The organism is Ruegeria sp. CG11, from assembly GCF_056537245.1.
Window position 1 is genome coordinate 930,410 of record NZ_JBQFRE010000001.1, and the last position, 24,253, is coordinate 954,662.

General features: G+C 59.6%; 23 protein-coding genes. 6 read left to right on the top strand and 17 right to left on the bottom strand.

Translation table 11 applies throughout. The features are described from left to right. Positions 1-41: 41 nt before the first annotated feature. Positions 42-1,586: a Ppx/GppA family phosphatase gene (locus tag ACR0KW_RS04615; RefSeq protein WP_480804196.1), complete on the top strand. Its 1,545-nt coding sequence runs from the start codon at positions 42-44 to the stop codon at positions 1,584-1,586. A gap of 3 nt (positions 1,587-1,589) precedes the next feature. Here ACR0KW_RS04615 and ACR0KW_RS04620 read toward each other — a convergent pair whose 3' ends face one another. The 6 genes from ACR0KW_RS04620 to scpA all read right to left on the bottom strand — a co-directional run bounded on the left by ACR0KW_RS04620 (position 1,590) and on the right by scpA (position 7,031). Further along, the gene (locus ACR0KW_RS04620; RefSeq protein WP_480803941.1) at positions 1,590-1,964 is read right to left on the bottom strand and encodes a hypothetical protein; all 375 of its coding nucleotides are present in this window, start codon (positions 1,962-1,964) and stop codon (positions 1,590-1,592) included. Positions 1,965-2,001: 37 nt separating this feature from the next. Next, on the bottom strand, positions 2,002-2,979 hold the full coding sequence (locus ACR0KW_RS04625; protein WP_480803942.1) for an endonuclease/exonuclease/phosphatase family protein: 978 nt from the start codon (positions 2,977-2,979) through the stop codon (positions 2,002-2,004). 5 nt (positions 2,980-2,984) lie between these two features. Further along, positions 2,985-3,665, bottom strand: a complete 681-nt coding sequence (locus tag ACR0KW_RS04630; protein WP_480803943.1) for a TerB family tellurite resistance protein — start codon at positions 3,663-3,665, stop codon at positions 2,985-2,987. Positions 3,666-3,707: 42 nt separating this feature from the next. Further along, positions 3,708-4,199, bottom strand: coding sequence for an N-acetyltransferase family protein (locus tag ACR0KW_RS04635; protein WP_480803944.1), 492 nt, complete (start codon positions 4,197-4,199; stop codon positions 3,708-3,710). After that, positions 4,196-4,798 (bottom strand): VOC family protein, encoded by a 603-nt coding sequence (locus ACR0KW_RS04640; RefSeq protein ID WP_480803945.1) that lies wholly within the window; start codon positions 4,796-4,798, stop codon positions 4,196-4,198. The genes ACR0KW_RS04635 and ACR0KW_RS04640 overlap by 4 nt, the downstream gene beginning before the upstream one ends. Before the next feature lie 106 nt (positions 4,799-4,904). Continuing rightward, entirely contained in the window at positions 4,905-7,031 is a 2,127-nt protein-coding gene (scpA, locus tag ACR0KW_RS04645; protein WP_480803946.1) for a methylmalonyl-CoA mutase, read from the bottom strand. Between the two features lie 168 nt (positions 7,032-7,199). Here scpA and ACR0KW_RS04650 point away from each other — a divergent pair, with 168 nt between their 5' ends. Then, positions 7,200-7,646 carry a DUF4174 domain-containing protein gene (locus ACR0KW_RS04650; protein ID WP_480803947.1) on the top strand — a complete coding sequence of 149 codons (447 nt, stop codon included), beginning with the start codon at positions 7,200-7,202 and terminating at the stop codon, positions 7,644-7,646. A 76-nt stretch (positions 7,647-7,722) separates the two neighbouring features. On the opposite strand, the gene ACR0KW_RS04655 is transcribed toward ACR0KW_RS04650, so the two are convergent. Both ACR0KW_RS04655 and ACR0KW_RS04660 read right to left on the bottom strand, forming a co-directional pair. Further along, positions 7,723-9,768, bottom strand: coding sequence for an acetyl-CoA carboxylase biotin carboxylase subunit (locus tag ACR0KW_RS04655; RefSeq protein WP_480803948.1), 2,046 nt, complete (start codon positions 9,766-9,768; stop codon positions 7,723-7,725). Positions 9,769-9,882: 114 nt separating this feature from the next. Further along, complete coding sequence (locus ACR0KW_RS04660) at positions 9,883-10,086, bottom strand: hypothetical protein (protein ID WP_480803949.1); 204 nt, start codon at positions 10,084-10,086, stop codon at positions 9,883-9,885. A 650-nt stretch (positions 10,087-10,736) separates the two neighbouring features. On the opposite strand from ACR0KW_RS04660, the gene ACR0KW_RS04665 reads away from it, so the two are divergent. Then, positions 10,737-11,888 (top strand): DcaP family trimeric outer membrane transporter, encoded by a 1,152-nt coding sequence (locus tag ACR0KW_RS04665; protein WP_480803950.1) that lies wholly within the window; start codon positions 10,737-10,739, stop codon positions 11,886-11,888. Between the two features lie 87 nt (positions 11,889-11,975). Here the strand turns inward: ACR0KW_RS04665 and ACR0KW_RS04670 are convergent, their stop codons facing one another. The 3 genes from ACR0KW_RS04670 to ACR0KW_RS04680 all read right to left on the bottom strand — a co-directional run bounded on the left by ACR0KW_RS04670 (position 11,976) and on the right by ACR0KW_RS04680 (position 14,579). After that, complete coding sequence (locus tag ACR0KW_RS04670) at positions 11,976-12,329, bottom strand: alpha-amylase family protein (protein ID WP_170325801.1); 354 nt, start codon at positions 12,327-12,329, stop codon at positions 11,976-11,978. Positions 12,330-12,462: 133 nt separating this feature from the next. Continuing rightward, entirely contained in the window at positions 12,463-12,948 is a 486-nt protein-coding gene (locus tag ACR0KW_RS04675) for a DUF6497 family protein (RefSeq protein WP_480803951.1), read from the bottom strand. A 98-nt stretch (positions 12,949-13,046) separates the two neighbouring features. Further along, on the bottom strand, positions 13,047-14,579 hold the full coding sequence (locus ACR0KW_RS04680) for an acyl-CoA carboxylase subunit beta (protein WP_480803952.1): 1,533 nt from the start codon (positions 14,577-14,579) through the stop codon (positions 13,047-13,049). A 183-nt stretch (positions 14,580-14,762) separates the two neighbouring features. On the opposite strand from ACR0KW_RS04680, the gene ACR0KW_RS04685 reads away from it, so the two are divergent. Next, positions 14,763-15,968, top strand: a complete 1,206-nt coding sequence (locus ACR0KW_RS04685; protein ID WP_480803953.1) for a multidrug effflux MFS transporter — start codon at positions 14,763-14,765, stop codon at positions 15,966-15,968. Between the two features lie 65 nt (positions 15,969-16,033). Then, the gene (locus tag ACR0KW_RS04690) at positions 16,034-17,431 is read left to right on the top strand and encodes a helix-turn-helix domain-containing protein (RefSeq protein WP_480803954.1); all 1,398 of its coding nucleotides are present in this window, start codon (positions 16,034-16,036) and stop codon (positions 17,429-17,431) included. A 75-nt stretch (positions 17,432-17,506) separates the two neighbouring features. Here ACR0KW_RS04690 and ACR0KW_RS04695 read toward each other — a convergent pair whose 3' ends face one another. The 6 genes from ACR0KW_RS04695 to ACR0KW_RS04720 all read right to left on the bottom strand — a co-directional run bounded on the left by ACR0KW_RS04695 (position 17,507) and on the right by ACR0KW_RS04720 (position 23,272). Next, a complete protein-coding gene (locus ACR0KW_RS04695; RefSeq protein WP_170325806.1) occupies positions 17,507-17,746 on the bottom strand; it encodes an HP1242/YdcH family protein in 240 nt (79 codons plus the stop codon). Positions 17,747-17,823: 77 nt separating this feature from the next. Continuing rightward, complete coding sequence (gene betA, locus ACR0KW_RS04700; protein ID WP_480803955.1) at positions 17,824-19,482, bottom strand: choline dehydrogenase; 1,659 nt, start codon at positions 19,480-19,482, stop codon at positions 17,824-17,826. 74 nt (positions 19,483-19,556) lie between these two features. Continuing rightward, positions 19,557-21,065 carry a choline-sulfatase gene (gene betC / locus ACR0KW_RS04705; RefSeq protein ID WP_480803956.1) on the bottom strand — a complete coding sequence of 503 codons (1,509 nt, stop codon included), beginning with the start codon at positions 21,063-21,065 and terminating at the stop codon, positions 19,557-19,559. Further along, entirely contained in the window at positions 21,062-21,634 is a 573-nt protein-coding gene (gene betI, locus ACR0KW_RS04710) for a choline-binding transcriptional repressor BetI (RefSeq protein WP_480803957.1), read from the bottom strand. The genes betC and betI overlap by 4 nt, the downstream gene beginning before the upstream one ends. Before the next feature lie 89 nt (positions 21,635-21,723). Beyond that, positions 21,724-22,632, bottom strand: coding sequence for a DMT family transporter (locus tag ACR0KW_RS04715; RefSeq protein ID WP_480803958.1), 909 nt, complete (start codon positions 22,630-22,632; stop codon positions 21,724-21,726). A 40-nt stretch (positions 22,633-22,672) separates the two neighbouring features. Further along, the gene (locus tag ACR0KW_RS04720) at positions 22,673-23,272 is read right to left on the bottom strand and encodes a LysE/ArgO family amino acid transporter (protein WP_480803959.1); all 600 of its coding nucleotides are present in this window, start codon (positions 23,270-23,272) and stop codon (positions 22,673-22,675) included. Positions 23,273-23,359: 87 nt separating this feature from the next. Between ACR0KW_RS04720 and ACR0KW_RS04725 the strand changes: the two genes are divergently transcribed. Further along, on the top strand, positions 23,360-24,250 hold the full coding sequence (locus tag ACR0KW_RS04725; RefSeq protein ID WP_480803960.1) for a LysR family transcriptional regulator ArgP: 891 nt from the start codon (positions 23,360-23,362) through the stop codon (positions 24,248-24,250). Positions 24,251-24,253 lie beyond the last annotated feature (3 nt).

The window sequence follows — 24,253 nt, forward strand, 5'->3', positions numbered from 1 at the left end:
CGGTGATTTCGCAAACTGTGACCGGAACATCTGGAACAGACATGAAACAGACCGTCGAAACCGACATTCCGGACTGGGGGTCTTTCGGTAAGCCATTGTTTGACAACCCCGAAGCCCGCGCCTTGTCGCGTGTCGGCGTTGTTGACGTTGGGTCCAACTCGGTCCGGATGGTGATCTTTGACGGGGCTGCGCGGTCTCCGGCCTATTTCTACAACGAAAAGGTGATGTGCGAGCTGGGCGCGGGTCTGTCCGAGACCGGCCGCCTGAATCCGCGAGGACGGGTGCGCGCGCTGGCCGCGCTGCGCCGCTTTCGACGTCTTGCCGACGATCTGGGATTGCCGGGTTTGCATGTCGTCGCCACCGCCGCCGTGCGTGAGGCCAAGGACGGCCCGGATTTCTGCGATGAGGTCAAATCCGAAACCGGGCTGACTGTTGCGGTCATTGATGGCGGGGAAGAGGCCCGGCTGTCCGCGCAGGGTGTGCTGCTGGGCTGGCCTGGTGCCTATGGGCTGATCTGCGACATCGGCGGCTCCTCAATGGAATTGGCCGAAATCGGTGAAGGCGACGTCGGTCGCCGTGTGACATCGCCCCTGGGTCCGCTGAAGCTGCGTGACATCAAAGGTGGGCGGCGGGCGCGCAAAGCCCATATCAAGGCCACTATGGAAGAGCTGCGCGGCGAGATGGGCAAGCAGCGTGACCGTCTGTTCCTTGTTGGCGGCAGCTGGCGCGCCTTCGCCCGGCTGGACATGTTGCGCCGGGGTTACCCGCTGAACGTGCTGCACGAATACCGCATGACCACCAAGCAGGTTCACCAGACCATCAAGTTCATCGAAAAGGGCGACCCGGACGAAATGCGCAGCCTGGCTGGTGTTTCCAGCTCGCGCATGGCGCTGATCCCTTATGCGATGGATGTGCTGGCGCGGCTGATCCGGACGTTCAAACCCAAGGACATCGCGATCTCAAGCTATGGCATTCGCGAAGGATTGCTTTATGAACAGATGCCGCAAATGCTGCGTGACCGTGATCCGCTGATCGAGGCCAGCCGGTTTTCCGAAGCCAAGGACGCCCGCCTGCCGGGGTTTGGCAAGCACCTCTATGACTTTGTGATGCCTCTATTCAAATCGGCTCCAGAGGCACGCGTGCGCTTGGTCAAGGCGGCCTGTCTGTTGCATGACGTCAGCTGGCGCGCCCATCCCGATTACCGAGCCGAGGTCTGCTTTGACTATGTCACCCGTGCTAATCTGGGCGGGCTGAAGCATTCTGAACGGGTCTTCATTGGCCTCGCCCTGCAGCACCGGTATCGCAACAAACGCGAAGGCAACAGGTTCGAACCGCTTTACAAGCTGTTGGACGAGAAGGACCAGAAACAGGCCGAAATTCTGGGCAAGGCCATGCGCTTTGGCGCCATGCTCTGGATGCAGAATGACGCCCCTATGGGGACTTTGCGCTTTTATCCCAAGAAACGCCAGCTTGATCTGATGCTGCCAAAGGCAGCACGCCCGTTGTTCAATGAAGTAGCCGAAGCGCGACTGACGTCACTGGCGAACGCCTTGAGGTCGGACACCCGTGTGGTCCTCCGGGACTAAACGTCAGATTTCGGTTCCCTCGTCCGGTTCTTCTTTCAAGTTTTCCGGGGTGTCCGGTTGGTCCTGCAGGGGCTTCTTGCGGATGATGATATCCCCATTGGGCAGGATCTCGGGCGGCTCATAGGCGCTCCAGTCCTCGATCTCGCCCACGAGGTCGGCCAAGGCGGGGCCCATCTGCTCAAAGAATGACTGCATCGCTGGGCCGAACTGGGTAACCAGCCCTTGCAGATCCTCAAGCGCGGGCTCCATTTCCTGCCGCAGCCCCTCAAAGAAAAGCTCGGCCCCCTGCTCCATCAGGGATTTGCCGGTTTCTTCTTCGGCATGGGCAGGCAAGGCCAGAGCAACCGTTACCGCACAGATCGGAACAAGATGTTTCATGCCCCAAATATAGGCTGTGACGCCCCATGATGAAAGGTCAGAGGTCGATATCCAATGTAACTGGGAAATGGTCGGATGCCGTCAGCAGGGCCTGCTGCAAGTCCGGCAGAGCCCGGAGATCGTCATCCTTGATCGGGTGCCAAATCCGCCAGACCGGACGCCGGGCACGCAGGGTTTCGCTGATCATGATGTAGTCCAGCAGCGCCTCGAGGTAGTCCCCCCCTTCGCGGGCAAACCGGGCCGTAGATGGGGTCGGATCGGCCCCATCTGCATGAGGATCAAACAACCCGGCCTGCAGCAAAATCTCGACCGAGGATCGCCCGAACAGGTGCTCAAACTCATCCAGCCCTGGTCCGTCGTTCAGATCACCCAGCAGAATGACATGCTCTTCGCCCCTGATATGCGCCCTGACCCTCCGAGACAGCCAGACGGCCTGCGCCAGCTGTTTCCGGCGGTTCGCGATTGAGATGCGGATCGCCTCATCCCGCGATCCCGCACCGTGCGGCGCCTTCGATTTCAGATGCGCGCCGATCAGCCGAACCTGCGCCCCGGCCTTGGTTTGCACTGCCAACTCCATCGGTGGCTTGGAAAAGCGCACGTGATCCTCGGTCGCGTCGATATCGAGGTCGATATGAAACACCTCGTCGAAACGGGGCGCTGCCCTGTCGCCTGTGATCGGATCATGTCGCACCGTTAGCGCGTCAGGATCATACAGCAAGGCCAGTTCCTGATGGGTGTCGTTGGCAAACCCCATCACGGCGTTCGTGGTGCGCAGATCGAAGGCTTCGGCAAAACTCTGCAACGCGCGGATCGTGTCCTGTGATTTGCCCGAGTTCGGTGCCTCGACAATCAGGATCGCATCCGCATCGATCGCGGTCAGAACCTTGGCGATGGCCTCGACCTGCTGTGCCTTGGTGACGTTGTGGCGACCAGACCAGCTGTCGTCCACGACCAGATTGTCCTTGCGATCAAACAGGTTGGCGAACCATTCGATATTGTAGGTCGCCAGTCGCATCCTGCTTAAGCCCGCGCGCCGTTGATCTCGTCCCAGGCACGGTTGATGTCGATCATCTTCTTTTCAGCCAGACGGATGGCTTCCTCGGGTATGCCACGGGCCATCATGGCATCTGGATGGGTGTCACGCACCAATTGCCGCCAGACTTTGCGAATATCAGGCAGCGGCATGTCACGGGGCACACCCAGAACCGTGTAGGGGTCCTTAGGCGCATCGGGAACAAAGCGTTCACGCAGGGCCATGAATTGCGCCTCGGACTGGCCAAAAATGCGGCTGACCTCTTCCAGAAACTCGTTTTCGTTGGGGTGATAGAACCCATCGGCCATGGCGATGTGAAACAGCCCCTCCATAAGGTCGCAAAGCGTGGTGCTGTCATCAGCAAACATGCGGGCGATCTTGCGGGCATAGTCCTGGTAGCCGGCAACATCCGTACGCGCCATATCGAACACACGGGCCGCGCCGGCCTCATCCTCGCGCGCGATCTGGAAGACGTCGCGAAAGGCGGTGACCTCGTCCCGAGTCACCTGCCCGTCGGCCTTGGCCATTTTTGCGCCCAGCGCGATCACGGCAATCGCAAACGCGACCGAGCGTTCGGGCGGCGTTCGCAGCTTCTCAAATACGGCCGTCAGGCTTTCGCCTTGGGCAAGCGCACTTAGCGCATCGGATATACGGGTCCAAATCGACATGAGCGCACCCTAGCGCCACAAATCGCAACTGTCAGGTGCGACCTATTCGTCGTATGCAAGAATTTTCTGCATCAGCACAAGATCCAGCCGCTTGCCCCACTTGAACCCGACCTCGGGCATGAGGCCCACCTGCGTGTAGCCAATCGCGGAATGAAAGGCGATTGCACTTGGATTGGCCGAGGAAATTCCAGCAACCAGCACATGCACGTCCTCGGACCGCGCCGTGTTTTCAAGCGCGGACATCAAGGCGCGACCCGCCCCCTGCCCGCGCATCTGCGGGGCCAGTTGGATCGTATGCTCGCGGCACTGTGCATAGCCCGGACCGCTGCGAAAGGGGCCGTAGGTGGCAAACCCCAGAACCCGCCCGTCCATTTCGGCCACCAAATAGGCGGGGCCGCGATTTTTGATATCCGCAACAATGACGTCCACGCTGCGTTCATCGGTGGTAAAGGTCACCAGCGTATCGCGAATGATCGCGTTGGTGATTTCAGCGATTGCAGGAGCATCTGAAACCTGCGCCGGTCTTATGATCATTCCAACACGCGCGGACCATGCGGCGTTTCGAACTCGGCTCGCAGCGCTGCGGGGCCAGTGTCAAACACCACGGTTTCCAAATCGCCCAGCAGCCGGGCCAGATCCAAAGCATCGGGGTGGAAAACCACAAGACGCCGCAGGCGGCATCCGCTGTCCTGCAGCATTTGCGCCGGGTGCAGATCGCCGTGCCATTGGATGAGGGCGGGAAACAGGTTATCGAAGGGCAGCCGTCCGTCGGAAGGAACCGCCATTTGCCACCGCAATGCGCCGCGGGTCAGTTCGATAGGTTGCCCGACCTCATCTGGAAAGGCGGAAAGTGTGGCAGCGATATCCGAAACCCGGCAAATCCAGTTGGTCAGGCGCGGCGCGCCTGCAAAACGATCCAAATCAAACCACCTCGTGCGCTCTACCGTGGGCGCCTGAGGATCGATTGCGATGGCCTCCAGATACAGACCATCCCGCAGCCCCAGCAGACGGTTATGGGTGCCGAAGGCTTCGTGCTTGCCACCGGCTTGCAGCGACACACCCAAGGCCTGCTCGACATGGGCCGAGGCTTCTTCGAGCGTCTCGCCGGCCACAGCCAGATGATCCAGTAACATGCGCAGCCTCCTACGAATTGCGACCAGACCCATGAAGGGCCTGGTCGCATGTTTCCGTCAAAGGCGCAGGATCACAAGATTTTTCGTCGAAAAATCTTGGCTGAGCTCAGCCTTTGGCTTCGCCGATCAGACGCAGGATGTCCTGCGCGGCCTCGGGGATGTTGGTGCCCGGTCCGAAGATCGCCTTGACGCCGTGATCATAGAGGAACTGGTAATCCTGCTGCGGGATCACACCACCGCAGATCACGATGATGTCCTCGGCACCCGCTTTCTTAAGTTCCTCGACCAACTGCGGCGCCAGAGTCTTGTGCCCCGCTGCCTGCGAAGAAATCCCGATCACGTGCACATCGTTGTCCACCGCATCCTGAGCGGCCTCGGCAGGGGTCTGGAACAGAGGGCCGACGTCCACGTCAAAGCCGATATCGGCAAAGGCGGTGGCGATTACCTTGGCGCCCCGGTCATGCCCGTCCTGCCCCATCTTGACGACCAGCAGACGCGGGCGACGCCCCTCGGCCTCGGCGAACTCTTCGATGGACTTCTGGATCGCGGCAAAACCTTCGTCACCTTCGTAAGCGGCGCCATAGACACCAGCCAGTGTCTTTACCTCGGCGCGGTGACGGCCGAATTCTTTTTCCATTGCCATGCTGATCTCTCCTACGGATGCGCGGGCACGAGCGGCCTCGACCGCGGCAGCCAGCAGGTTTCCGCCCTCTTGAGCGGCCTTGGTCAGGGCGTCCAGCGCCTGTTGGCACGCAGCCTCATCGCGGGTGGCGCGGATACGTTCCAGACGCGCGACCTGAGCCTCGCGCACGGCGACGTTGTCGACATCAAGAATGTCGATCGGGTCTTCTTGCTCCTTGCGGTACTTGTTGACGCCGACGATCACCTCGTCGCCCCGGTCGATCATGGCCTGACGGCGTGCGGCACTTTCTTCGATCCGCAGCTTGGGCATGCCCGAGGCTACGGCCTTGGTCATACCGCCCATCTCCTCGACCTCTTCCATCAGGGCCCAGGCTTTTTCGATCAGCTCGTTGGTCAGGCTTTCGACATAGTAAGAACCCGCCAGAGGATCGACCACATCGGTCACGCCGGTCTCTTCCTGCAGTACCAACTGCGTGTTCCGCGCGATGCGGGCCGAGAAATCGGTGGGCAGCGCAATCGCCTCATCCAGAGCGTTAGTGTGCAGAGACTGCGTACCGCCGAGAACCGCGCTCATCGCCTCATAGGCGGTGCGGATCACGTTGTTATAGGGGTCTTGTTCCTGCAGCGACACGCCCGAGGTCTGGCAGTGGGTACGCAGCATCTTCGACCGCTCGGATTTCGCGCCGAAATCTGTCATCACCCTGTGCCACAACGTACGGGCCGCACGCAGCTTGGCGATTTCCATGAAGAAGTTCATGCCGATGGCAAAGAAGAACGATAGACGGCCCGCGAACTTGTCGACGTCCATCCCGGCCTCGGTTGCGGCGCGCACATATTCGCGCCCATCGGCCAACGTATAGGCCAGTTCCTGGACCAGGTTCGCCCCGGCCTCTTGCATGTGATAGCCCGAGATCGAGATCGAGTTGAATTTTGGCATCTCGTTCGAGGTGAACTCGATAATGTCCGAGATGATCTTCATCGACGGCTCAGGCGGGTAGATATAGGTGTTGCGCACCATGAACTCTTTAAGAATGTCGTTCTGAATGGTGCCCGACAGCACGGATTTGTCGTGTCCCTGCTCTTCACCCGCTACGATAAAGCTTGCTAGGATCGGGATCACCGCACCGTTCATGGTCATCGAGACCGAGACCTTGTCCAGCGGGATACCGTCGAAGAGGATTTTCATGTCTTCGACACTGTCGATGGCCACGCCAGCCTTACCAACATCACCCACAACACGCGGGTGGTCACTGTCATAGCCGCGGTGCGTAGCCAGGTCGAAGGCTACCGAAACGCCCTGCTGACCGGCGGCCAGATTGCGTCGATAGAACGCGTTCGATTCCTCGGCTGTCGAAAAGCCCGCATACTGACGGATCGTCCAAGGGCGCCCGGCATACATCGTCGCTTTCACGCCACGCGTGAACGGGCCGAACCCGGGCAGCGAGTCCATATGCGGCAGATCGGCGGTATCGTCCTGCGTATAGAGCGGTTTGACGTTGATGCCTTCCAGCGTCTCCCGGGTCAGGTCTTCCAGCGGGCGACCGCGCAGTTCTTTCTCGGCCAGCGCCTGCCAGTCTTTCGTATCGGTCATAGCGATATCCTTTTCTCAATTCGGGTCGCGGCAGGGCATATCCCCCGCGATGTGATGTTCAGGGTGGCCTGTCCAGCCACGATCAGACGCAAGATTTTGAACGTCTGGTGCAATTCGCCGGTCGCATTCGTCGGCGCAGGGGCTATATTCAATTCAACAGGAGGCCCCATGACACGAACGCTTGCCCTTGTTTTCTCGGCACTATTCCCGCTGGCTGCGATGGCCGCCGACGGGTCTGCACCGGCTGAGGACGAATTTGTCCGCCCCGCTGGTGACAGCGAACTCAGCGAGTTTCTCTGGATCAACCGGCCCATCGTTGTCTTCGCCGACACGCCCGCCGACCCGCGGTTCCAGCAGCAAATCGACATGCTGGTCGAGGGCGAGGCAGCGATGCGCGACCGCGACGTGGTCGTGCTAACCGACACCGACCCTTCGGCGCGATCTCCGATCCGGTCGCAATTGCGGCCACGCGGGTTCCAGATGGTGTTCGTCGACAAGGACGGCATCGTCAAACTGCGTAAACCGTCCCCGTGGAGCGTCCGCGAAATCGGCCGGTCCATCGACAAAACCCCCCTGCGTGAACGCGAGATCCGCGAACGGCGCGAGGGCGGCTGAGCACCTTCGCCAAGCCCCTTGCCCCCGGCGCAGAACGCCGGGGACTCAAAGCGATATGGCAAAAGCGCTGTCATGATCATTCGAACTCAATGATCACATCGTCCACGGCGAGGCTGTCGCCGGGGCCTGCGTTGATCTTGGCGACGGTGCCCTTCTTCTCGGCGCGCAGGATGTTTTCCATCTTCATCGCCTCGACGGTACACAGCGCCTGGCCTTCCTGCACCTCCTGCCCCACTTCGACGTCGATCTTCACGATCAGGCCGGGCATCGGGCAGAGCAGCATTTTCGAGGTGTCAGGTGGCAGTTTCTCGGGCATCAGCTTGGCCAGGGCGGCCTGATGCGGACGGCGCACATGCACTTTCAGGTCTGCGCCCCGGTTGCGAATACGGAACCCGCCCGAGATTTTGCCGACCTTCATGACTAGCGGACTGCCGTCCACGTCAAGAACGGCCAGCTGATCGCCCGGCGTCCAGTCCGACACGACACGCAGGCTTTCTCCGTCGGCGAATTTGACGGTAGCGCCTTCCTTGTCGGCCTTGACCTTGACGTCGAACTCCTGCCCCTGCAGCGCCACGTTCCAGCGCTTGCCGACCTTGCGTTCGTGATTGTCCATACGGCCCGAAACACGGGTACGGCGGATCTCGGCCACACGGTACATCGCCGCGCAGGACGCCGCGATCCGGCGCAGATCAACTGCGGACAGCTCAACGCCTTCGAACCCGTCCGGATATTCCTCGGCAATGAAAGCCGTGGTCATGTCACCGCTTACGAATTTCGGATGGTCCATCACGGCGGACAGGAACGGCAGGTTGTGACCAATGCCTTCGACTTCGAAACTGTCCAGCGCTACGCGCATGGCCTCAATCGCCTGCTCGCGGGTCGGAGCCCAAGTGCAAAGCTTGGCGATCATCGGGTCATAATACATGCTGATCTCGCCGCCCTCATAGACGCCGGTATCGTTACGTACGGCGGCGTCACCTTCGGGCGCGTCGCCCTGCCATTTGCCGTTGACCAGCATCGGGCCAGCAGCCGTTTCCTGCGGTGGGCGATAGCGGGTCAAACGGCCGATCGACGGCAGGAAGCCACGATACGGGTCCTCGGCATACAGACGGTTTTCAATGGCCCAACCGGTCAGGGTCACGTCATCCTGAGTGATCGTCAGCTTCTCACCCGCAGCGACTCGGATCATCTGTTCGACCAGATCGACGCCGGTGATCAGTTCGGTCACCGGGTGTTCCACCTGCAGGCGGGTGTTCATTTCGAGGAAGTAGAAGTTCTTGTCGCCATCGACGATGAACTCCACCGTACCGGCACTGGCATAGTTCACGGCCTTGGCCAGAGCGACCGCCTGTTCCCCCATCGCCTTGCGGGTCTCGGGGTCAAGGAACGGCGACGGCGCCTCTTCTACAACTTTCTGGTTCCGGCGCTGGATCGAGCATTCGCGTTCGCCCAGATAGATGCCATTGCCATGGCTGTCGCACAGGACCTGAATCTCGATATGACGCGGCTGGGTCACGAATTTCTCGATGAAGATCCGGTCGTCGCCGAATGAGTTCGCAGCCTCGTTCTTGGAGGATTGGAAACCCTCACGAGCCTCGTCATCGTTCCACGCAATCCGCATGCCCTTACCGCCGCCGCCAGCGCTGGCCTTGATCATGACCGGATAGCCGATGTCGTTCGAGATTTTCACCGCCTCATCCGCGTCTTCGATCAGGCCCATGTATCCGGGAACGGTCGAAACGCCCGCATCCTGAGCGATCTTCTTCGAGGTGATCTTGTCCCCCATGCTTTCGATGGCACCAACCGGAGGGCCGACAAAGGCCACGCCTTCGGCATCCAGCGCCTCGGCGAATTTCGAGTTTTCGGACAGGAAGCCATAGCCGGGGTGAACGGCCTGCGCGCCGCTTTGGCGGATGGCATCCATAACCTTTTCGATCACGATATAGGACTGGTTCGCGGGCGGGGGACCAATATGAACGGCCTCATCCGCCATCGACACGTGCAACGCGTTTCTGTCCGCGTCCGAGTAAATGGCAACGGTGCCAATGCCCATCTTGCGGGCGGTCTTGATGACCCGGCAGGCGATCTCGCCCCTGTTGGCGATCAGGATCTTGTTGAACATGGAACGTCCTTTGTCTTGGTGTTCTGGAAACGCAAAACGCCGCCGCAGGGTATGAACCCCACGACGGCGTTTTGCGCGATGACGGTCGGAGCGGCTGGCGCCCCGAAATTTACGTTAGTAGCAGTTCTTCTGCGTCTTGCAGTAAAGCACGTTGCCCGCGGCACCGACCGCAGCGCCGACAAACGGATCGGCGCCCAGGACCGCTGAACCCAGCGCCCCTGCGCCACCGCCAAGCAACGCCTGTTCGCCGAACGAGTCGCCACAGGCAGCGAGTCCTGCAAAGGTCGCCACGGCAAGGAAGAATTTTGAGAATCGCATACGCTCTGCCCCTTTTGGTTTCTTGATGCGTTTGGGCGCAGATGGCGTAAGCGGGGGGTGTTATTCAATAACAGCCCCCGCAAATCTGAGATTTGCGCAGATTTATGCCACTTTAAGCGCCAGTTACACTTAAAGAAAAACGCGGGCGAGGTATTGTGAGTTTCACAAACCTGCCCGCGGAAGGAAGGGGTACGGAATAGTAGGTGCTTGTGCGGCGCAGGCAAAGTAGAGCCGCACGGCTTGTTTACTTTGCACGGCATAATAAAGGCCGCAAACAAAGTATTGTTTCCAAGCAAGATTCCGGCTGGAATTCGCCCATACGCTGAACATCCGCGCAGAATCGCGCCGACACGCTGTGCCATCAGGCGCGCGTTTCCACACGCCGAACTTGTCACATTGATGTTACAAAACTCACCATCAATGCGCGTTTCTGCATGTGCATCATCACGGCTGACCACCGACCAATGCAGCAAAATTTTGTTCGAAGGCGTATGGTTAACAGATCTGTTCACCCTGCTGTGAAATTCACCGAGCCTTCGCACAATTTTGCTTGAGAAATCGGAGCAATCCCGTCCCGTTCTCGTGATTTCCCACACTGACATTTGCGTGAAACCTTGCTCGTGCACCTCTGCACAAAAGGAAACATCCGCATGATTATAAAGAGAAAAAAGGCGCTTCTGCTTGCTGCCTCTGCTCTTAGCGTGTCCGGCACGCTGGCCTTTGCCCAGGATGCCGAGACCCAGGCCGAACTGGATGCGCTGCGTGCCCGGATCGAAGCGCTGGAATCCACAGGGCCAGGCACCACGCCCGGGGAATTCAGAATCGGCAACACCACTCTCGACGTCTACGGCTATGTCAAAGCCGACTTCTTTTATGACTTCGAGTTCGACCAGGGCGACACCGCATTCGTGAACGTCATCGGTGAGCCCTCGGCTGCCACCGACGGCACCTTTGGCGCCACAGTACGTCAGTCGCGGATCGGTTTGCTGACCACCACACCCAGCGCCATTGGCGACATTGGCGGTCAACTGGAAGTTGACCTTTTTGCGTCGAACGGCACCGCCGAATTTCGACTGCGCCACGCCAATATCCGAATCGGGGACACTTGGCTGATCGGTCAGTACTGGACCAACTTCCAGCCGCTGGACACCTATCCGACCTCGGTTGAATTCAATGGCCCCGTTGGTATTGCCTTCGCCCGAGTTCCACAGGTTCGCTACACCAACAGTTTTGGGACCAACACATCCTTTGCCGTTTCGGTCGAAGAAAACGTCAGCGGGTCGAATTCGGATGATCCGGTGCTGACCGCCTCGGCGGAATACAATGACGGCACCTATGTCGCCCGCGCGGCGGCCCTGTATGGCAAGGCCGAAGGCGGCGGGGTCGAGGTGGATCAGACCGGCTTTACCCTGTCCGGTTCGGTGCGCCCGTGGGCGGGTGGCCTGTTTCAGGTCAACTACGTGACCGGCGAAGCGCTTGGCCCCTATCTGATCGGTCTTGGTAATGCCGTTGTTGGTGGTCAGGCCAACGATGTGGACGGCTACACCATCGAATTCCGACAGGATCTTGGGGAAAAGTGGAATGTCGGCATCGCGTACGGCAAGGAAGACTATGACCTGCCCACCTCGACCGGCACGTTGTCCTTTACCGAGTTGGAAACGATCCACGTCAACGCCTTCTACCAGGCCACCGAAAACCTGACGCTGAGCGCCGAGTACATTTATGGTGAGCGGAACGACGAACCCACGGGCCGGACGTTTGACGGCAACCGTGTTCAGGTCGCCGCGCAGCTGAATTTCTGAACGCACAGAACCGCCCTGCCCGCGACCGGGCAGGGTTTTTTCCGAAGGTGCCTCCGGATGGATATGTGCGGCAGTGGTCTGCACAGCTCAGCGCACCCCGTCGAAGATATCGGGGAACGACATCCGCGCCGCATCCACATCAATCACCAGCAGCGCATCATAGCTGGCCGGATCAAACGGATCTTCGGCCGCAATCACTTCGCGCTCGAACAGCCAGCTCAGACGGCCGGCGTCCAGATTGCCTCGCTCGAACGGCTGATCGCCGAAATTCTGCCACAGGGCTTCCATGAACGCGGCGTCCGCACGACGGTCAGCCGGTTTGCGATCGCGGAAACGCTCGCGTCGCGTAATCGGAGTGACACCTTTGGGGTTGGCCCGGCGAATGGTGAACTGGAAATCCGTCCCCGGAAGACGTCCGGGAAAACCGCGATGCTTCAGCATGTCGGCACCTCGCTGTTCACAGAAATCAGGGAAGCAGAGTCGCCCCTAAAAGCAGACGGGATCATATCGCGCACCTCCAAAGCCGCATTGGTGTTCAGAAACGCTCTGAGGTGGTGAAAACGGGGTTTCATGGTCAGAGCCCCTCCCAGATACATTGGGATTGCTCCAGCCGGTAGGCTTCAAAAAACTGCGTGGCATCTGGTTCGGACCGACCGAATTCCACAGGCCGGTCAGACAGTGAGATCACGACACGTGCCGGATCAAGCTCATGGTGCGCCACATAGGCAACCGCGAGGGTCTGGCACAAGTGTGCCATGTCGTTCGAGGCGACGTCATAACCGATGCGGCCAGCAGTGTAGCCGATCTTGGGCGCGACGAAACGGAACCTGACCCACAACTCGCCCGGGTTGTTGTCCAGCAGAACATCACTCAGATGCACAGGCTGCCCCGAAGGAACAGGCAACAGGTTGTCGGCTTGCGCAACAGCGGTAGATGACCATCCCAGACACAAAAGAATAAAGGCGCGACCCCAGCCCCGGTTGACGCGGGCTCCTCTCTCCGGGGTCGCGCGCGCCTGGCTTTTGGCCCGCGCTATTCTATGTCTGATACGGTCAGTCATCTATCAGCTTTAGTCTCAAAGTCAAACTTGGATCCGACAGTTACGCCATGATCCGCCGACTGAGTGAGCTCTGGCAGGCGGATCATTTGAACACCCACTTACAGCGGGATGTTGTCGTGCTTCTTCCACGGGTTTTTCAGCTGCTTGTTGCGCAGGCTGGCGAACGCGCGCGACACACGGCGACGGGTGGATTGCGGCATGATCACCTCGTCGATGAAGCCACGCTCGGCTGCAACGAAGGGGTTGGCGAACCTGTCTTCATAGTCCTGCGTGTGCTGCGCGATCTTCTCCGCATCGCCCAAATCGGCGCGATGGATGATCTCGGTCGCGCCTTTGGCCCCCATCACCGCAATCTCGGCTGTCGGCCAGGCATAGTTGAAATCGCCGCGCAGGTGTTTCGAGGCCATCACGTCATAAGCCCCGCCGTAAGCTTTGCGGGTGATGACGGTGACCTTCGGCACGGTTGCCTCACCATAAGCAAACAGCAGCTTGGCGCCGTGCTTGATCACTCCGCCATATTCCTGGCTGGTCCCCGGCAGGAAGCCCGGTACATCCACGAGGGTCAGGATCGGGATTTCAAAACAATCACAGAAGCGTACGAACCGCGCCGCCTTGCGCGAGCTGTCGATGTCCAGACAGCCAGCCAGAACCATCGGCTGGTTTGCAACGACACCAACGGTCTGCCCTTCCAGCCGGATGAAACCGGTGATGATGTTCTTGGCGTAGTCTTCCTGAATCTCGTAGAAATCACCCTCATCCGCGATCTTGGTGATAAGCTCTTTCATGTCATAGGGCGTATTCGGATTGTCCGGGATCAATGTATCCAGCGAGGTTTCGACCCGGTCAGGTTCGTCGAAGAACGGGCGCACAGGAGGCTTTTCCCGGTTGTTGAGCGGCAGGAAATCGACCAGGCGGCGCACTTCGGCCAAGGCTTCAACATCGTTTTCAAACGCGCCGTCCGCGACCGAGGATTTCTTGGTATGGGTCGAAGCCCCGCCCAGCTCTTCGGCGGTGACGACCTCGTTTGTGACCGTCTTCACGACGTCGGGGCCAGTCACGAACATGTAAGACGTGTCTTTGACCATGAAGATAAAGTCGGTCATCGCCGGGCTGTAAACCGCACCACCGGCACAGGGGCCCATGATCACGCTGATCTGCGGCACCACGCCCGAGGCCATGATGTTGCGCTGGAACACCTCGGCATACCCTGCCAGCGAGGCCACGCCTTCCTGGATTCGCGCACCGCCCGAGTCGTTGATTCCAATGACCGGCGCACCGTTCTGGATCGCCATATCCATGATCTTGCAGATCTTCTGTGCATGTGTTTCCGACAGCGAGCCACCAAACACGGTGAAATCCTGGCTGAACACATAAACCATCCGGCCGTTGATCGTGCCCCAGCCGGTGACCACGCCATCGCCCGCAGTCTTTTGATTATCCATCCCGAAATCGGTGCAGCGGTGGCTGACGAACATGTCGAACTCTTCAAAGCTGCCTTCGTCCAGAAGCAATTCGATCCGCTCGCGCGCGGTCAGCTTGCCACGCCCATGCTGCGCGTCGATACGCTTTTGCCCACCGCCCATCCGGGCATCGTTGCGGCGGTCTTCAAGCTCGGTAAGGATGTCTTTCATGGCGCTCATTCCCTGTGAGATTTCGGGCGACACTATACGCATACGCATCAGGTCCAAAGCATCTTTCGGCAAATTTGCAAACTTACCGCAACAAACTTCTGGAAAACTGTAAATTTGCTAAGTATCATCGTGAAACGCAGTCTTGGATAGCATTCCCTGAAACGGTCACTATACCTGTGAACCATGCAGTTCAGTTCATCCCGGGTGCACCGCTCACCCCCTACGATCTCAACGCTGGTTTTACTTTCTGGGCTGTCCGCGCTCAGCCTGAACCTGTTCCTGCCAAGCCTGCCAAACATGGCACTGCATTTTCAGACTGACTACAAAGTCATGCAGCTGTCGATTGCGCTGTACCTTCTGGTCAATGCGGTACTGCAGATTCTGATCGGCCCGATTGCGGACAAGGCCGGGCGCCGCCCTGTCATGCTGTGGGGGCTGTCGCTGTTTCTGATCGCCACACTGGGCTGCATCTACGCCCCGAATATCGAAGTTTTTCTGGCCTTCCGCATGTGCCAGGCCATCGTGGTCGTGGGCATGGTGCTCAGCCGGGCGGCGGTGCGCGACCTGTACGATCAGAATCAGGCGGCCTCGATGATTGGCTATGTGACGATGGGCATGGCAGTAGTCCCCATGATCGGTCCGGCGATTGGCGGCCTGCTGGAAGAGAGCTTTGGCTGGAAGGCCAATTTCTGGCTGCCCTTCGCATTGGGCGTCATGACCCTGGCGTTGACCTATATCGACTTTGGTGAAACCTCGGCCAAAAGCGGCAAGACGCTGATACAACAGTTCCGCGAATATCCGGAGCTGCTGCTCTCACCCCGGTTCTGGGGCTATTCCCTGTCTTCCGCTTTGTCCTCGGGTGCGTTTTTTGCCTATTTGGGCGGAGCGCCTTTTATTGGCACCGAACTCTTCGGCCTCAGCGCCGCTCAGGTCGGCATTTATTTTGGTGCACCCGCCGTTGGGTATTTCTTCGGCAACTTCTTCAGCGGGCGCTATTCAGTTCGCTTTGGCGTGAACCGGATGGTGTTTTGGGGGTGCTGGCTGAACGCGATCGGTGTCGCCCTGTCGGCCACCCTGTTTCTGGCAGGCTTTGGCACCGCGCTCAGCTTTTTCGGCTTCATGACCTTCGTCGGCATCGGCAACGGCATGACAATCCCCAATGCCACCTCGGGCGCGCTGTCCGTACGGCCCCATCTGGCCGCTACCGCCTCGGGCCTGAGCGGTGCAATCATGCTGGGCGGCGGTGCTGGCCTTAGCGCCCTGGCCGGAGCCTTGTTGACCCGCGAAACCGGCGCGATGCCATTGCTATGGCTGATGCTGGCCACATCGGTTCTGGCAATCTGCGCCATCGTTTCGGTCATAAGACGCGAAAGACAACTGGGCCTGTAACGCGGCTTGCGCCGATCGGTTTGCAAAGTTAGCCTGCGGCGACAGAAAAGTTGCAAAGGCACGCCATGGCCACCCAAAAACTCTATGCCGGTGCAAAGCTGCGTGAAATGCGCACGCGCCTGACCCTGACGCAAAAGGAATTCGCCACGAAACTGGGGGTTTCGCTGCCTTACCTGAACCAGATGGAGAACAACAACCGACCGATCTCGACCACGGTTGTTCTGGCGCTGGCGCAGGAATTTGGCATGGACGTGACCGAGCTGAGCACCGGCGACAGCGAACGCCTGGTCTCGGACATGCGCGAGGCGCTGGCTGATCCGGTGTTTGACGACATGCCACCGCTGGCGGATCTGCGCCTGACGGCCTCGAACGCCCCGGCGCTGGCCCGTGCCTTCATCGCCCTACACCGCACGTACCGACAAACGCACGAACGGCTGGCTTCACTGGACGAGGCTCTGGGCCGTGAAGACGCACAGATTCAGGCTAGCCCGTGGGAGGAAGTGCGCGACTTCTTCCACTATTGCGACAACTACATTGACGCGGTTGACCGCGCGGCTGAACGGTTTTCCCAACGCGCCGAAGAGGCCGGAGGCATTCGCGCCGCAGCCATAAACAGCCTGGGAGAGCGCGGCATTCGGGTGCAGTTCGTGGACATTCCAGAAACCCGAAAATACGACGCTGACAGCAAAACGCTGAAACTCTCGTCGCGCACGGCACCGCAGACGCAGGCGTTTCAACTGTTGCTTCAGGTGGCGCTGATCAGTCAGGACAAGCTGCTCGAAGCCACGCTGGATTTTGCCAAGTTCCAAAGCGACGAGGCTCGCGCCATCGCCAAAATCGGCCTAGCCAATTATTTTGCTGGGGCTTCGCTGATGCCTTATGACGCGTTTTTGGCTGCCGCACAGGAATATCGTCACGACCTGGAACTGCTCAGCAATCGGTTTGGGGCATCCATCGAACAGATCGCACACCGGCTTTCGACACTGCAGCGCCCCGGCGCCAAGGGCATCCCGTTTTTCTTCGTGCGTGTCGATCAGGCGGGCACCATCACCAAACGCCACTCGGCCACACGCCTGCAGTTTGCCCGCTTCGGCGGTGCCTGCCCGCTGTGGAACGTTCACCGCGCCTTTGAAACCCCGGGCCATTTCCTGCGGCAACTGGCGGAAACACCGGACGGTGTCCGCTATATCTCACTGGCACGGGACGTATCGAAATCAGGCGGGTCCTACGGTGCACCCGTGCGTCGCTATGCCATCGCTTTGGGGTGTGAGGTCCGACACGCCGAGGCGCTGGTCTATGCCGACAACCTCGATATCAACAACGCAAGCGCCTACGAACCCATCGGCATTTCCTGCCGTATCTGCGAGCGGCAAAATTGCCACCAGCGATCAGTTCCACCTTTGGAACGCCGCCTAGCCATCGACGCCCATACCCGCGGCACCCTGCCCTATGAAGTCACCTGATCTTCACGTAGCCAAAAAATACCTCGGGGGAGTCGCGGCCTACCGCGACGGGGGCAGCGCCCCCGCCTTTTTGCCTTAAGCCTTGGACAGGATCGACCAGATCTCATCCTTCAGCGCAGCGCGCTTCTTGCGCAACTCGCCTTCGGCCAGATCTTCCATCGGCTCAATATTGGTCTCCGCGCGGTGAACGACGCGGTTGACCTCGTGATACTCATCCGCCAGCCGGGCGAAATGCGCATCCGATTGCTTGAGCTGGCTCATCAGTTCGACTTTGTCCGGAAACTCTTCGGCCAGTTCATGCGGGGTGTGGGACATTCCTGTTCGCTCCTAAATATGTCGTTGCGATTCAGGTCTATAGATAATTCTCACACCCCGCTTTGACGCGGATCAAATCACCGCTGCGCAGTTGCCCATGCCGGGTGAATCCACGGACGATCATTGGCCTTTGGCAAGGCATCTTTGCCCAGCAGGTGATCGGACATCTTCTCACCCACCATGATCGATGGCGCGTTGAGGTTGCCGTTGGTGATCTGCGGGAAGATCGAGCTGTCAGCGACCCGCAGCCCGTCCACACCGATCACCCGACCTTCTGGATCAACAACCGCGTTTTTGTCGTCGGCCCGACCCATGCGGCAGGTGCCACAGGGGTGATAGGCGCTTTCGGCATGTTCAGCGATGAACCCGTTCAGTTCTTCATCCGTCTGCACGTCGGCACCCGGCTGGATTTCCTTGCCCGCAAAGGGTTTGAACGCGTCCTGCCCGAAAATCTCGCGGGTCAGGCGGATACATTTGCGGAAATCTTCCCAGTCCTTTTCATGGCTCATGTAGTTGAACCGGATCACCGGCGCGTCCTCGGGCCGGTCCGAACGTAGCGTGACCGCTCCACGCGATGGCGAACGCATCGGCCCTACATGCGCCTGGAACCCGTGCCCTTCGGCCGCGGCTTGCCCGTCATAGCGAACAGCAATGGGCAGGAAATGGTACTGAATGTCCGGATACTCGACACCCGGGTTCGAGCGGATGAAGGCCGCGCTTTCGAACTGGTTCGACGCCCCAAGGCCGGTTTTCGTGAACAGCCACTGCGCTCCAATCAGGCCTTTGCTGACTAGATTCCAGTGCTTATACAGCGTGATCGGCTGCAGCGAGGCCTGCTGGATATACAGCTCAAGATGATCCTGCAGGTTTGCGCCCACGCCGGGCCGGTCGGCCACAACTTCGATCCCGTGCTCGGCCAGATGCGCCGCCGGACCGATCCCCGACAGCATCAGCAACTTGGGCGAGTTGATTGAGGACGCGGCCAGAACCACCTCGCGCCGGGCGCGGATGATTTCCTTTTTGCCGCCACGGATCAGTTCAACCCCGGTCGCACGACCGTTTTCTATGACCACACGCGACGCCAATCCACGCACGACTTCGCAATTGTCACGCTTGAGAGCGGGCTTCAAATAGGCATTTGCCGCCGACCAGCGCCGGCCTTTCCAGACGGTCTGCTCCATCGGGCCAAAGCCTTCCTGCTTTTCACCGTTATAGTCGCCGGTGACCTCATACCCTGCCTGCTGGCCCGCATCGACAAAGGCCTGGAACAGAGGGTTCTCACGCGGGCCGCGCGACACGTGCAGTGGGCCATCTTTGCCCCGCCATTCGGGATCACCACCGTGGCCGCCATCGTGCCATGTTTCCATGCGTTTGTAATACGGAAGCACGTCCGCATAGGACCAGCCATCCGCGCCCATATCGGACCACGTATCAAAGTCGCGGGCGTGGCCGCGCACATAGACCATCCCGTTGATCGAGGACGACCCGCCGATCACCTTGCCGCGCGGGCAGGCCAGGCGGCGGTTGTTCAGATGCTTCTCAGGCTCGGACTGGTAACCCCAGTCATAGCGCGCCATGTTCATCGGATAGCTCAGCGCGGCCGGCATTTGGATGAACGGCCCCGCATCGGTGCCGCCATGTTCGATCACCAGAACCGAGGCCCCTGCCTCGCTTAGGCGAAAGGCCATCGCGCAGCCTGCGGACCCTGCGCCAACGATGACGAAATCTGCTTCCATTTTTCAGGTCTCCATAACCTGCCGAACCAGGTTTGGAACCGTTCGGCAGGGGTATTTTTCAAAAGGTGAAGAGGTTATTCGCCGCGCGGGAAACGCTGGCTTTCCTCAACGGTGTTCAGATCCATGTGATTGCGCATGTAGCGTTCGGACGCTTTCTGCAGTGGCTGGTAATCCCACGGGTAATAACCACCCTGCCGCAACGCCTCGTACACGACCCAGCGGCGGGCCTGGCTGGCGCGGATATCGGCGTCGAACTGATCCAGATCCCAACGGGCTTCGGATTTCGCGCGCAGGGATTCCAGCGTGCCTGCATGGGCGGGATCTTCGGCAAGGTTGACCTGCTCGTGCGGGTCGGCCTCAACGTCGAACAGCTGATCGGGGTCCAACGCGCAGCGGTTGTACTTCCACTTACCGTAGCGCAGCGAAACCAACGGAGCGTAGGACGCCTCGGCCGCGTATTCCATTGCTACCGGCGCGGTCCGCTCAGCCCCTTGTGCCAATGGCACGAGGTCTTCGCCATCTGTCCATGGCGCAATCTCGGCCATATCTACGCCCGCTAACGTGCCCAAAGTCGGTGTGACGTCGATGGTCGAAACCGGCGTGTCGATCCGTCCGGCAGGCATGTCCGGCGCTGAGATCATCAGCGGCACGCGGGCTGAACCTTCGTAGAAGTTCATTTTGAACCACAGACCGCGCTCACCCAGCATATCGCCGTGATCCGAAACGAAGAGGATGATCGCCTCTTGCCGCGTGGTTTCCAGAACCTCGAGAATCTCTCCGATCTTGTCGTCCAGATACGAGATATTAGCGAAATACGCGCGGCGGGATTTGCGAATATCTTCCTCAGTGATGTTAAAACTGCGCCAGTCGTTGGCATCGAAAATACGCTTGGAATGCGGGTCCTGATTGTCATAGCCCAGATCCGAGACCTCGGGCAGCAGGTGTTCGCAATCCTCGTAGAGGTCCCAGTATTTCCGGCGGGCCACATAGGGATCATGCGGGTGGGTAAAGCTAACGGTCACGCACCACGGACGGTCATCATTGCCACGCGCCAGATCGTACAGCTTGGCCTTGGCGTTGTATGCGACCTCGTCGTCATACTCCATCTGGTTCGAGATTTCGGCCACGCCCGCACCGGTCACCGATCCCATGTTGTGATACCACCAGTCAATCCGCTCACCCGGCTTGCGATAGTCCGGCGTCCAGCCGAAATCGGCGGGGTAGATGTCGGTGGTCAGACGATCTTCGAACCCGTGCAGTTGATCCGGGCCGACAAAGTGCATCTTGCCCGACAGGCAGGTGTAATACCCGGCGCGGCGCAGGTGGTGCGCGTAGGTGGGGATGTCGCTGCGGAACTCGGCGGCGTTGTCATAAACCCCGGTACGCGACGGCAACTGGCCGGACATGAAGCTGGCCCGCCCCGGCGCGCACAGCGGCGAGGCCGTGTAGGTATTGGCAAATCGTGTCGACCGCTCTGCCAGCTTTTTCAGGTTCGGAGCATGCAGCCAGTCTGCGGGACCGTCGGGAAAGAGGGTTCCGTTAAGCTGATCCACCATCAGGATCAGAATGTTTGGTTTTGTCATTTTTCAGCCTCGAGCAGAGTGTTGAGAACACGCATCGCGTGGTCCACGGCCAGTTGGGGTTCCTCAGGGGCGCTGAGCGCAGCGCGAATATACAACCCGTCGATCAGCGCGATCATATTCTCGGCCGCTTCGACCGGTTCGCTCAGCAACGGGCGCAGAGCGTCAACCAGATTGGACCGGAGACGCGCCTGATAAATCTGCCACAAACGCAAGGCATCTTCGTTTGTCTGGGCCAGAACGTAAAACGTCATCCAAGCAGATATGACGTCGGGAGTAAAACAGGATGGAGCAAAGCAGGCGCGGATGATGGCCTGCGCCCGTTCCTTCGGCGCGGCTGTTTTCAGTTCCCCCCGCGCTTCGGCGCCAAAATCGGAAAGGATGCGCCGCATTGCGGCCAGAAATATCTGATCCTTGCCGCCAAAATAATGATGCGCCAGGGCGCTGGACATTCCGGCCCGTTTGGCGATTTGGCTGACGGTCACGTCGAGGGACTTTTTCGACCCAAGCTCGGCAATCGTCGCGCGAACGATCGCGTCGCGACGGATTGGCTCCATTCCGAGTTTCGGCATAGCAGTTCCCTCCCAACGATTAGTGGGAAAACGCTACGAGGTTTTTATTGACCCGTCAATTAATAACCGTATTCACGCGCCGAATGCCGCTAAATCTTGGGTGCAATACTAGGAGTCGTCAGATTGCCGCGGTTCAAAACCGCCTCGCGCCAGGCGATGAAGCTGACAGCCGACAGGATCAGTGTACCGCCCGCGACAACCCAGATGTCAATGCTTTCGTGAAAGACTAACGCTCCCAGCAATGTGGCCCAGATCAGTTGCAGGAAGGTCACCGGTTGCGTGACCGCCACAGGTGCCGCTTTCAACGCAATCGTCATGAAATAATGTCCCGCTGTGGCAAAGCTGGCGACCAGGAACAGCACACCCAGATCGCGAAGGCTGGGCGGCGTCCAGACGGCCACTGCAAACGGGATTAGGGCAATCGTCACCCAGATCGACATATGCGCGACGACAACCGATGGCGGAAGATCACGCACAAGCGCCTTTGCGATCAGGTAGGACCCGCCCAGCCCCAAAGACGTCCCCAACATTGTCAGGTGGCCTGGCGAAACCTCGCGAAAACCGGGGCGCAGAATAATGAGGACGCCGATCACCGCCATACAGATCGCGGCAATCCGGCGAAATGCCAGCTTCTCGCCTAGAAACAGCGCCGCGCCCAAAGTTACATAGACGGGAGTCATGTAGTTCATCGCCGTGACCTCGGCCAAGGGAATCTGCGTCATCGAGAAAAACCACAGCATCACTGCCACTGCGTGTACGATCCCGCGCACTCCAAACAGGGTCAGGTGTCGGCGTGTCAGATGCGTTGTCAGGACAAGTTTCAGGGCTGGAAGCAGAAAGACCAGACCGAAGACAAATCTGATGAACGCCGCCTGTATCGGGTCCATCGTCGAGCCCAGCGACTTGACCAGCGCGGTCATGACAACAAAGGACACCCCGGCAGCAAACATCCAGAACATGCCCACCAATGGGCGGTAAGTGGGGGCAAGAGTTGTCATGTTAACGGTTGAACACCGAAACCCCTGTCGGGGCAACCCATCACATCGCAACAAGTTTGTAAGCGATCCCCAGCATGACCACCCCGATCACAACATCCAGAACCTGCCAGGCGCGCGGACGAGCGAAGACAGGGGACAAAACTCCGGCCCCATAGCCCAAGGAAAAGAAGAACACGAAACTTGACGACATCGCGCCCAACGCAAAGGCCAGCCGGTCATCATATTGGGCCGAGATCGACCCGATCAGCACAACCGTATCCAGATAGACATGCGGGTTCAGCCAGGTGAAGGCCAGAACGGTTAGCAGTACCGACCGCAAGCTGGCACGCTTCCCTTCGGCCACGTCCATCACCGCACCGCCGCGCCAGGCCGATTGCAGGCTGCGCAGACCGTACCATGTCAGAAAGATCGCACCGCCGCAGCGCATGACCGTTTCGAACCAAGGCGCTGCCGAGGCCAGCGCGCCGAACCCCGCGACGCCCGCCGCGATCAGAATGGCGTCCGACACTGCGCAGGTCAGGCACAAGGGCAGCACATGCTCGCGCCGTAAGCCCTGACGTAGCACAAAAGCGTTCTGTGCTCCGATGGCGAGGATCAGGCTGAAGCCCAATGCGAAGCCTGCGATCAGGGATGTAGACATGTGACCTCCTGTGGTTTCGAGGCATTGACTACGAGTATTGCTGCCTTCTATCAAATTAAAGATGTTGACCTCAGTTAAGTATCACTAATGTTACTTGATCCCAATCATCTGTCGGCGCTGTCTTCCATTCTGCGCCACGGCAGCTTTGAAGCCGCCGCAGCCGAGTTGGCCGTGACGCCCTCGGCCATTTCACAGCGGATCAAAGCGCTGGAGGATCGCGTCGGCGCGGCCCTGATCCATCGCGGCACGCCCTGCACGGGCACCCCGGCCGGACTGCGGATTGCGCAACATGCCGAGGATATCGGGCTGCTTGAGGCCAAGCTGGCCCGAGAACTGACCCTGGACCAGGCAAGTGGTCCGGCCCGCGTTCGCGTGGCCGTTCCCGCCGACGTCCTGGCGACGTGGTTCATTGATGCCATGGCGCAGGTTGATGGCTTGCTTTTCGATCTGGTGGTCGATGATCAGGACCACTCCGCAGACTGGCTGCGACGCGGAGAAGTCAGCGCCGCCATCACGGTGGGTAGCCAACTGGTGGCAGGTTGCGATGCCTTGGATTTGGGGGCGCTGCGTTATATCGCGACTGCAAGTCCGGATTTCATGATCAAGTGGTTTGCCGATGGGGTGAACGCGGGCTCGTTGGCCGAGGCTCCCTGCCTGACATTCAACCGTAAGGACGGCCTGCAGAAATCATGGATCACCGAACAGACCGGCCAGAGGGTTGCTCCGCCCTCGCATTTTCTGCCCTCACCGCAAGGGTTCGTAGATGCGGCGATTGCCGGAATGGGCTGGGGCATGAATCCAATCGGGCTGGCACAGCAAGCGTTGGATGACGGGCGGTTGGTTCCGCTGCTGCCTGATGCCCCATTAGATGTACCGCTGACATGGCAAGTGGGCCGCGTATTGTCCCCTGCGCTGGCCCCACTAACCGGTGCGGTCAAACGGGTTGCGGCTCAGGCGCTGCTCCCCACTCAGCACTGACGG

Coding starts and splice junctions, on each gene's coding strand:
- ACR0KW_RS04615 (WP_480804196.1), top strand. CDS start 42: ATGAAACAGACCGTCGAAACCGACATTCCGGACTGGGGGTCTTTCGGT.
- ACR0KW_RS04620 (WP_480803941.1), bottom strand. CDS start 1,964: ATGAAACATCTTGTTCCGATCTGTGCGGTAACGGTTGCTCTGGCCTTG.
- ACR0KW_RS04625 (WP_480803942.1), bottom strand. CDS start 2,979: ATGCGACTGGCGACCTACAATATCGAATGGTTCGCCAACCTGTTTGAT.
- ACR0KW_RS04630 (WP_480803943.1), bottom strand. CDS start 3,665: ATGTCGATTTGGACCCGTATATCCGATGCGCTAAGTGCGCTTGCCCAA.
- ACR0KW_RS04635 (WP_480803944.1), bottom strand. CDS start 4,199: ATGATCATAAGACCGGCGCAGGTTTCAGATGCTCCTGCAATCGCTGAA.
- ACR0KW_RS04640 (WP_480803945.1), bottom strand. CDS start 4,798: ATGTTACTGGATCATCTGGCTGTGGCCGGCGAGACGCTCGAAGAAGCC.
- scpA (WP_480803946.1), bottom strand. CDS start 7,031: ATGACCGATACGAAAGACTGGCAGGCGCTGGCCGAGAAAGAACTGCGC.
- ACR0KW_RS04650 (WP_480803947.1), top strand. CDS start 7,200: ATGACACGAACGCTTGCCCTTGTTTTCTCGGCACTATTCCCGCTGGCT.
- ACR0KW_RS04655 (WP_480803948.1), bottom strand. CDS start 9,768: ATGTTCAACAAGATCCTGATCGCCAACAGGGGCGAGATCGCCTGCCGG.
- ACR0KW_RS04660 (WP_480803949.1), bottom strand. CDS start 10,086: ATGCGATTCTCAAAATTCTTCCTTGCCGTGGCGACCTTTGCAGGACTC.
- ACR0KW_RS04665 (WP_480803950.1), top strand. CDS start 10,737: ATGATTATAAAGAGAAAAAAGGCGCTTCTGCTTGCTGCCTCTGCTCTT.
- ACR0KW_RS04670 (WP_170325801.1), bottom strand. CDS start 12,329: ATGCTGAAGCATCGCGGTTTTCCCGGACGTCTTCCGGGGACGGATTTC.
- ACR0KW_RS04675 (WP_480803951.1), bottom strand. CDS start 12,948: ATGACTGACCGTATCAGACATAGAATAGCGCGGGCCAAAAGCCAGGCG.
- ACR0KW_RS04680 (WP_480803952.1), bottom strand. CDS start 14,579: ATGAAAGACATCCTTACCGAGCTTGAAGACCGCCGCAACGATGCCCGG.
- ACR0KW_RS04685 (WP_480803953.1), top strand. CDS start 14,763: ATGCAGTTCAGTTCATCCCGGGTGCACCGCTCACCCCCTACGATCTCA.
- ACR0KW_RS04690 (WP_480803954.1), top strand. CDS start 16,034: ATGGCCACCCAAAAACTCTATGCCGGTGCAAAGCTGCGTGAAATGCGC.
- ACR0KW_RS04695 (WP_170325806.1), bottom strand. CDS start 17,746: ATGTCCCACACCCCGCATGAACTGGCCGAAGAGTTTCCGGACAAAGTC.
- betA (WP_480803955.1), bottom strand. CDS start 19,482: ATGGAAGCAGATTTCGTCATCGTTGGCGCAGGGTCCGCAGGCTGCGCG.
- betC (WP_480803956.1), bottom strand. CDS start 21,065: ATGACAAAACCAAACATTCTGATCCTGATGGTGGATCAGCTTAACGGA.
- betI (WP_480803957.1), bottom strand. CDS start 21,634: ATGCCGAAACTCGGAATGGAGCCAATCCGTCGCGACGCGATCGTTCGC.
- ACR0KW_RS04715 (WP_480803958.1), bottom strand. CDS start 22,632: ATGACAACTCTTGCCCCCACTTACCGCCCATTGGTGGGCATGTTCTGG.
- ACR0KW_RS04720 (WP_480803959.1), bottom strand. CDS start 23,272: ATGTCTACATCCCTGATCGCAGGCTTCGCATTGGGCTTCAGCCTGATC.
- ACR0KW_RS04725 (WP_480803960.1), top strand. CDS start 23,360: ATGTTACTTGATCCCAATCATCTGTCGGCGCTGTCTTCCATTCTGCGC.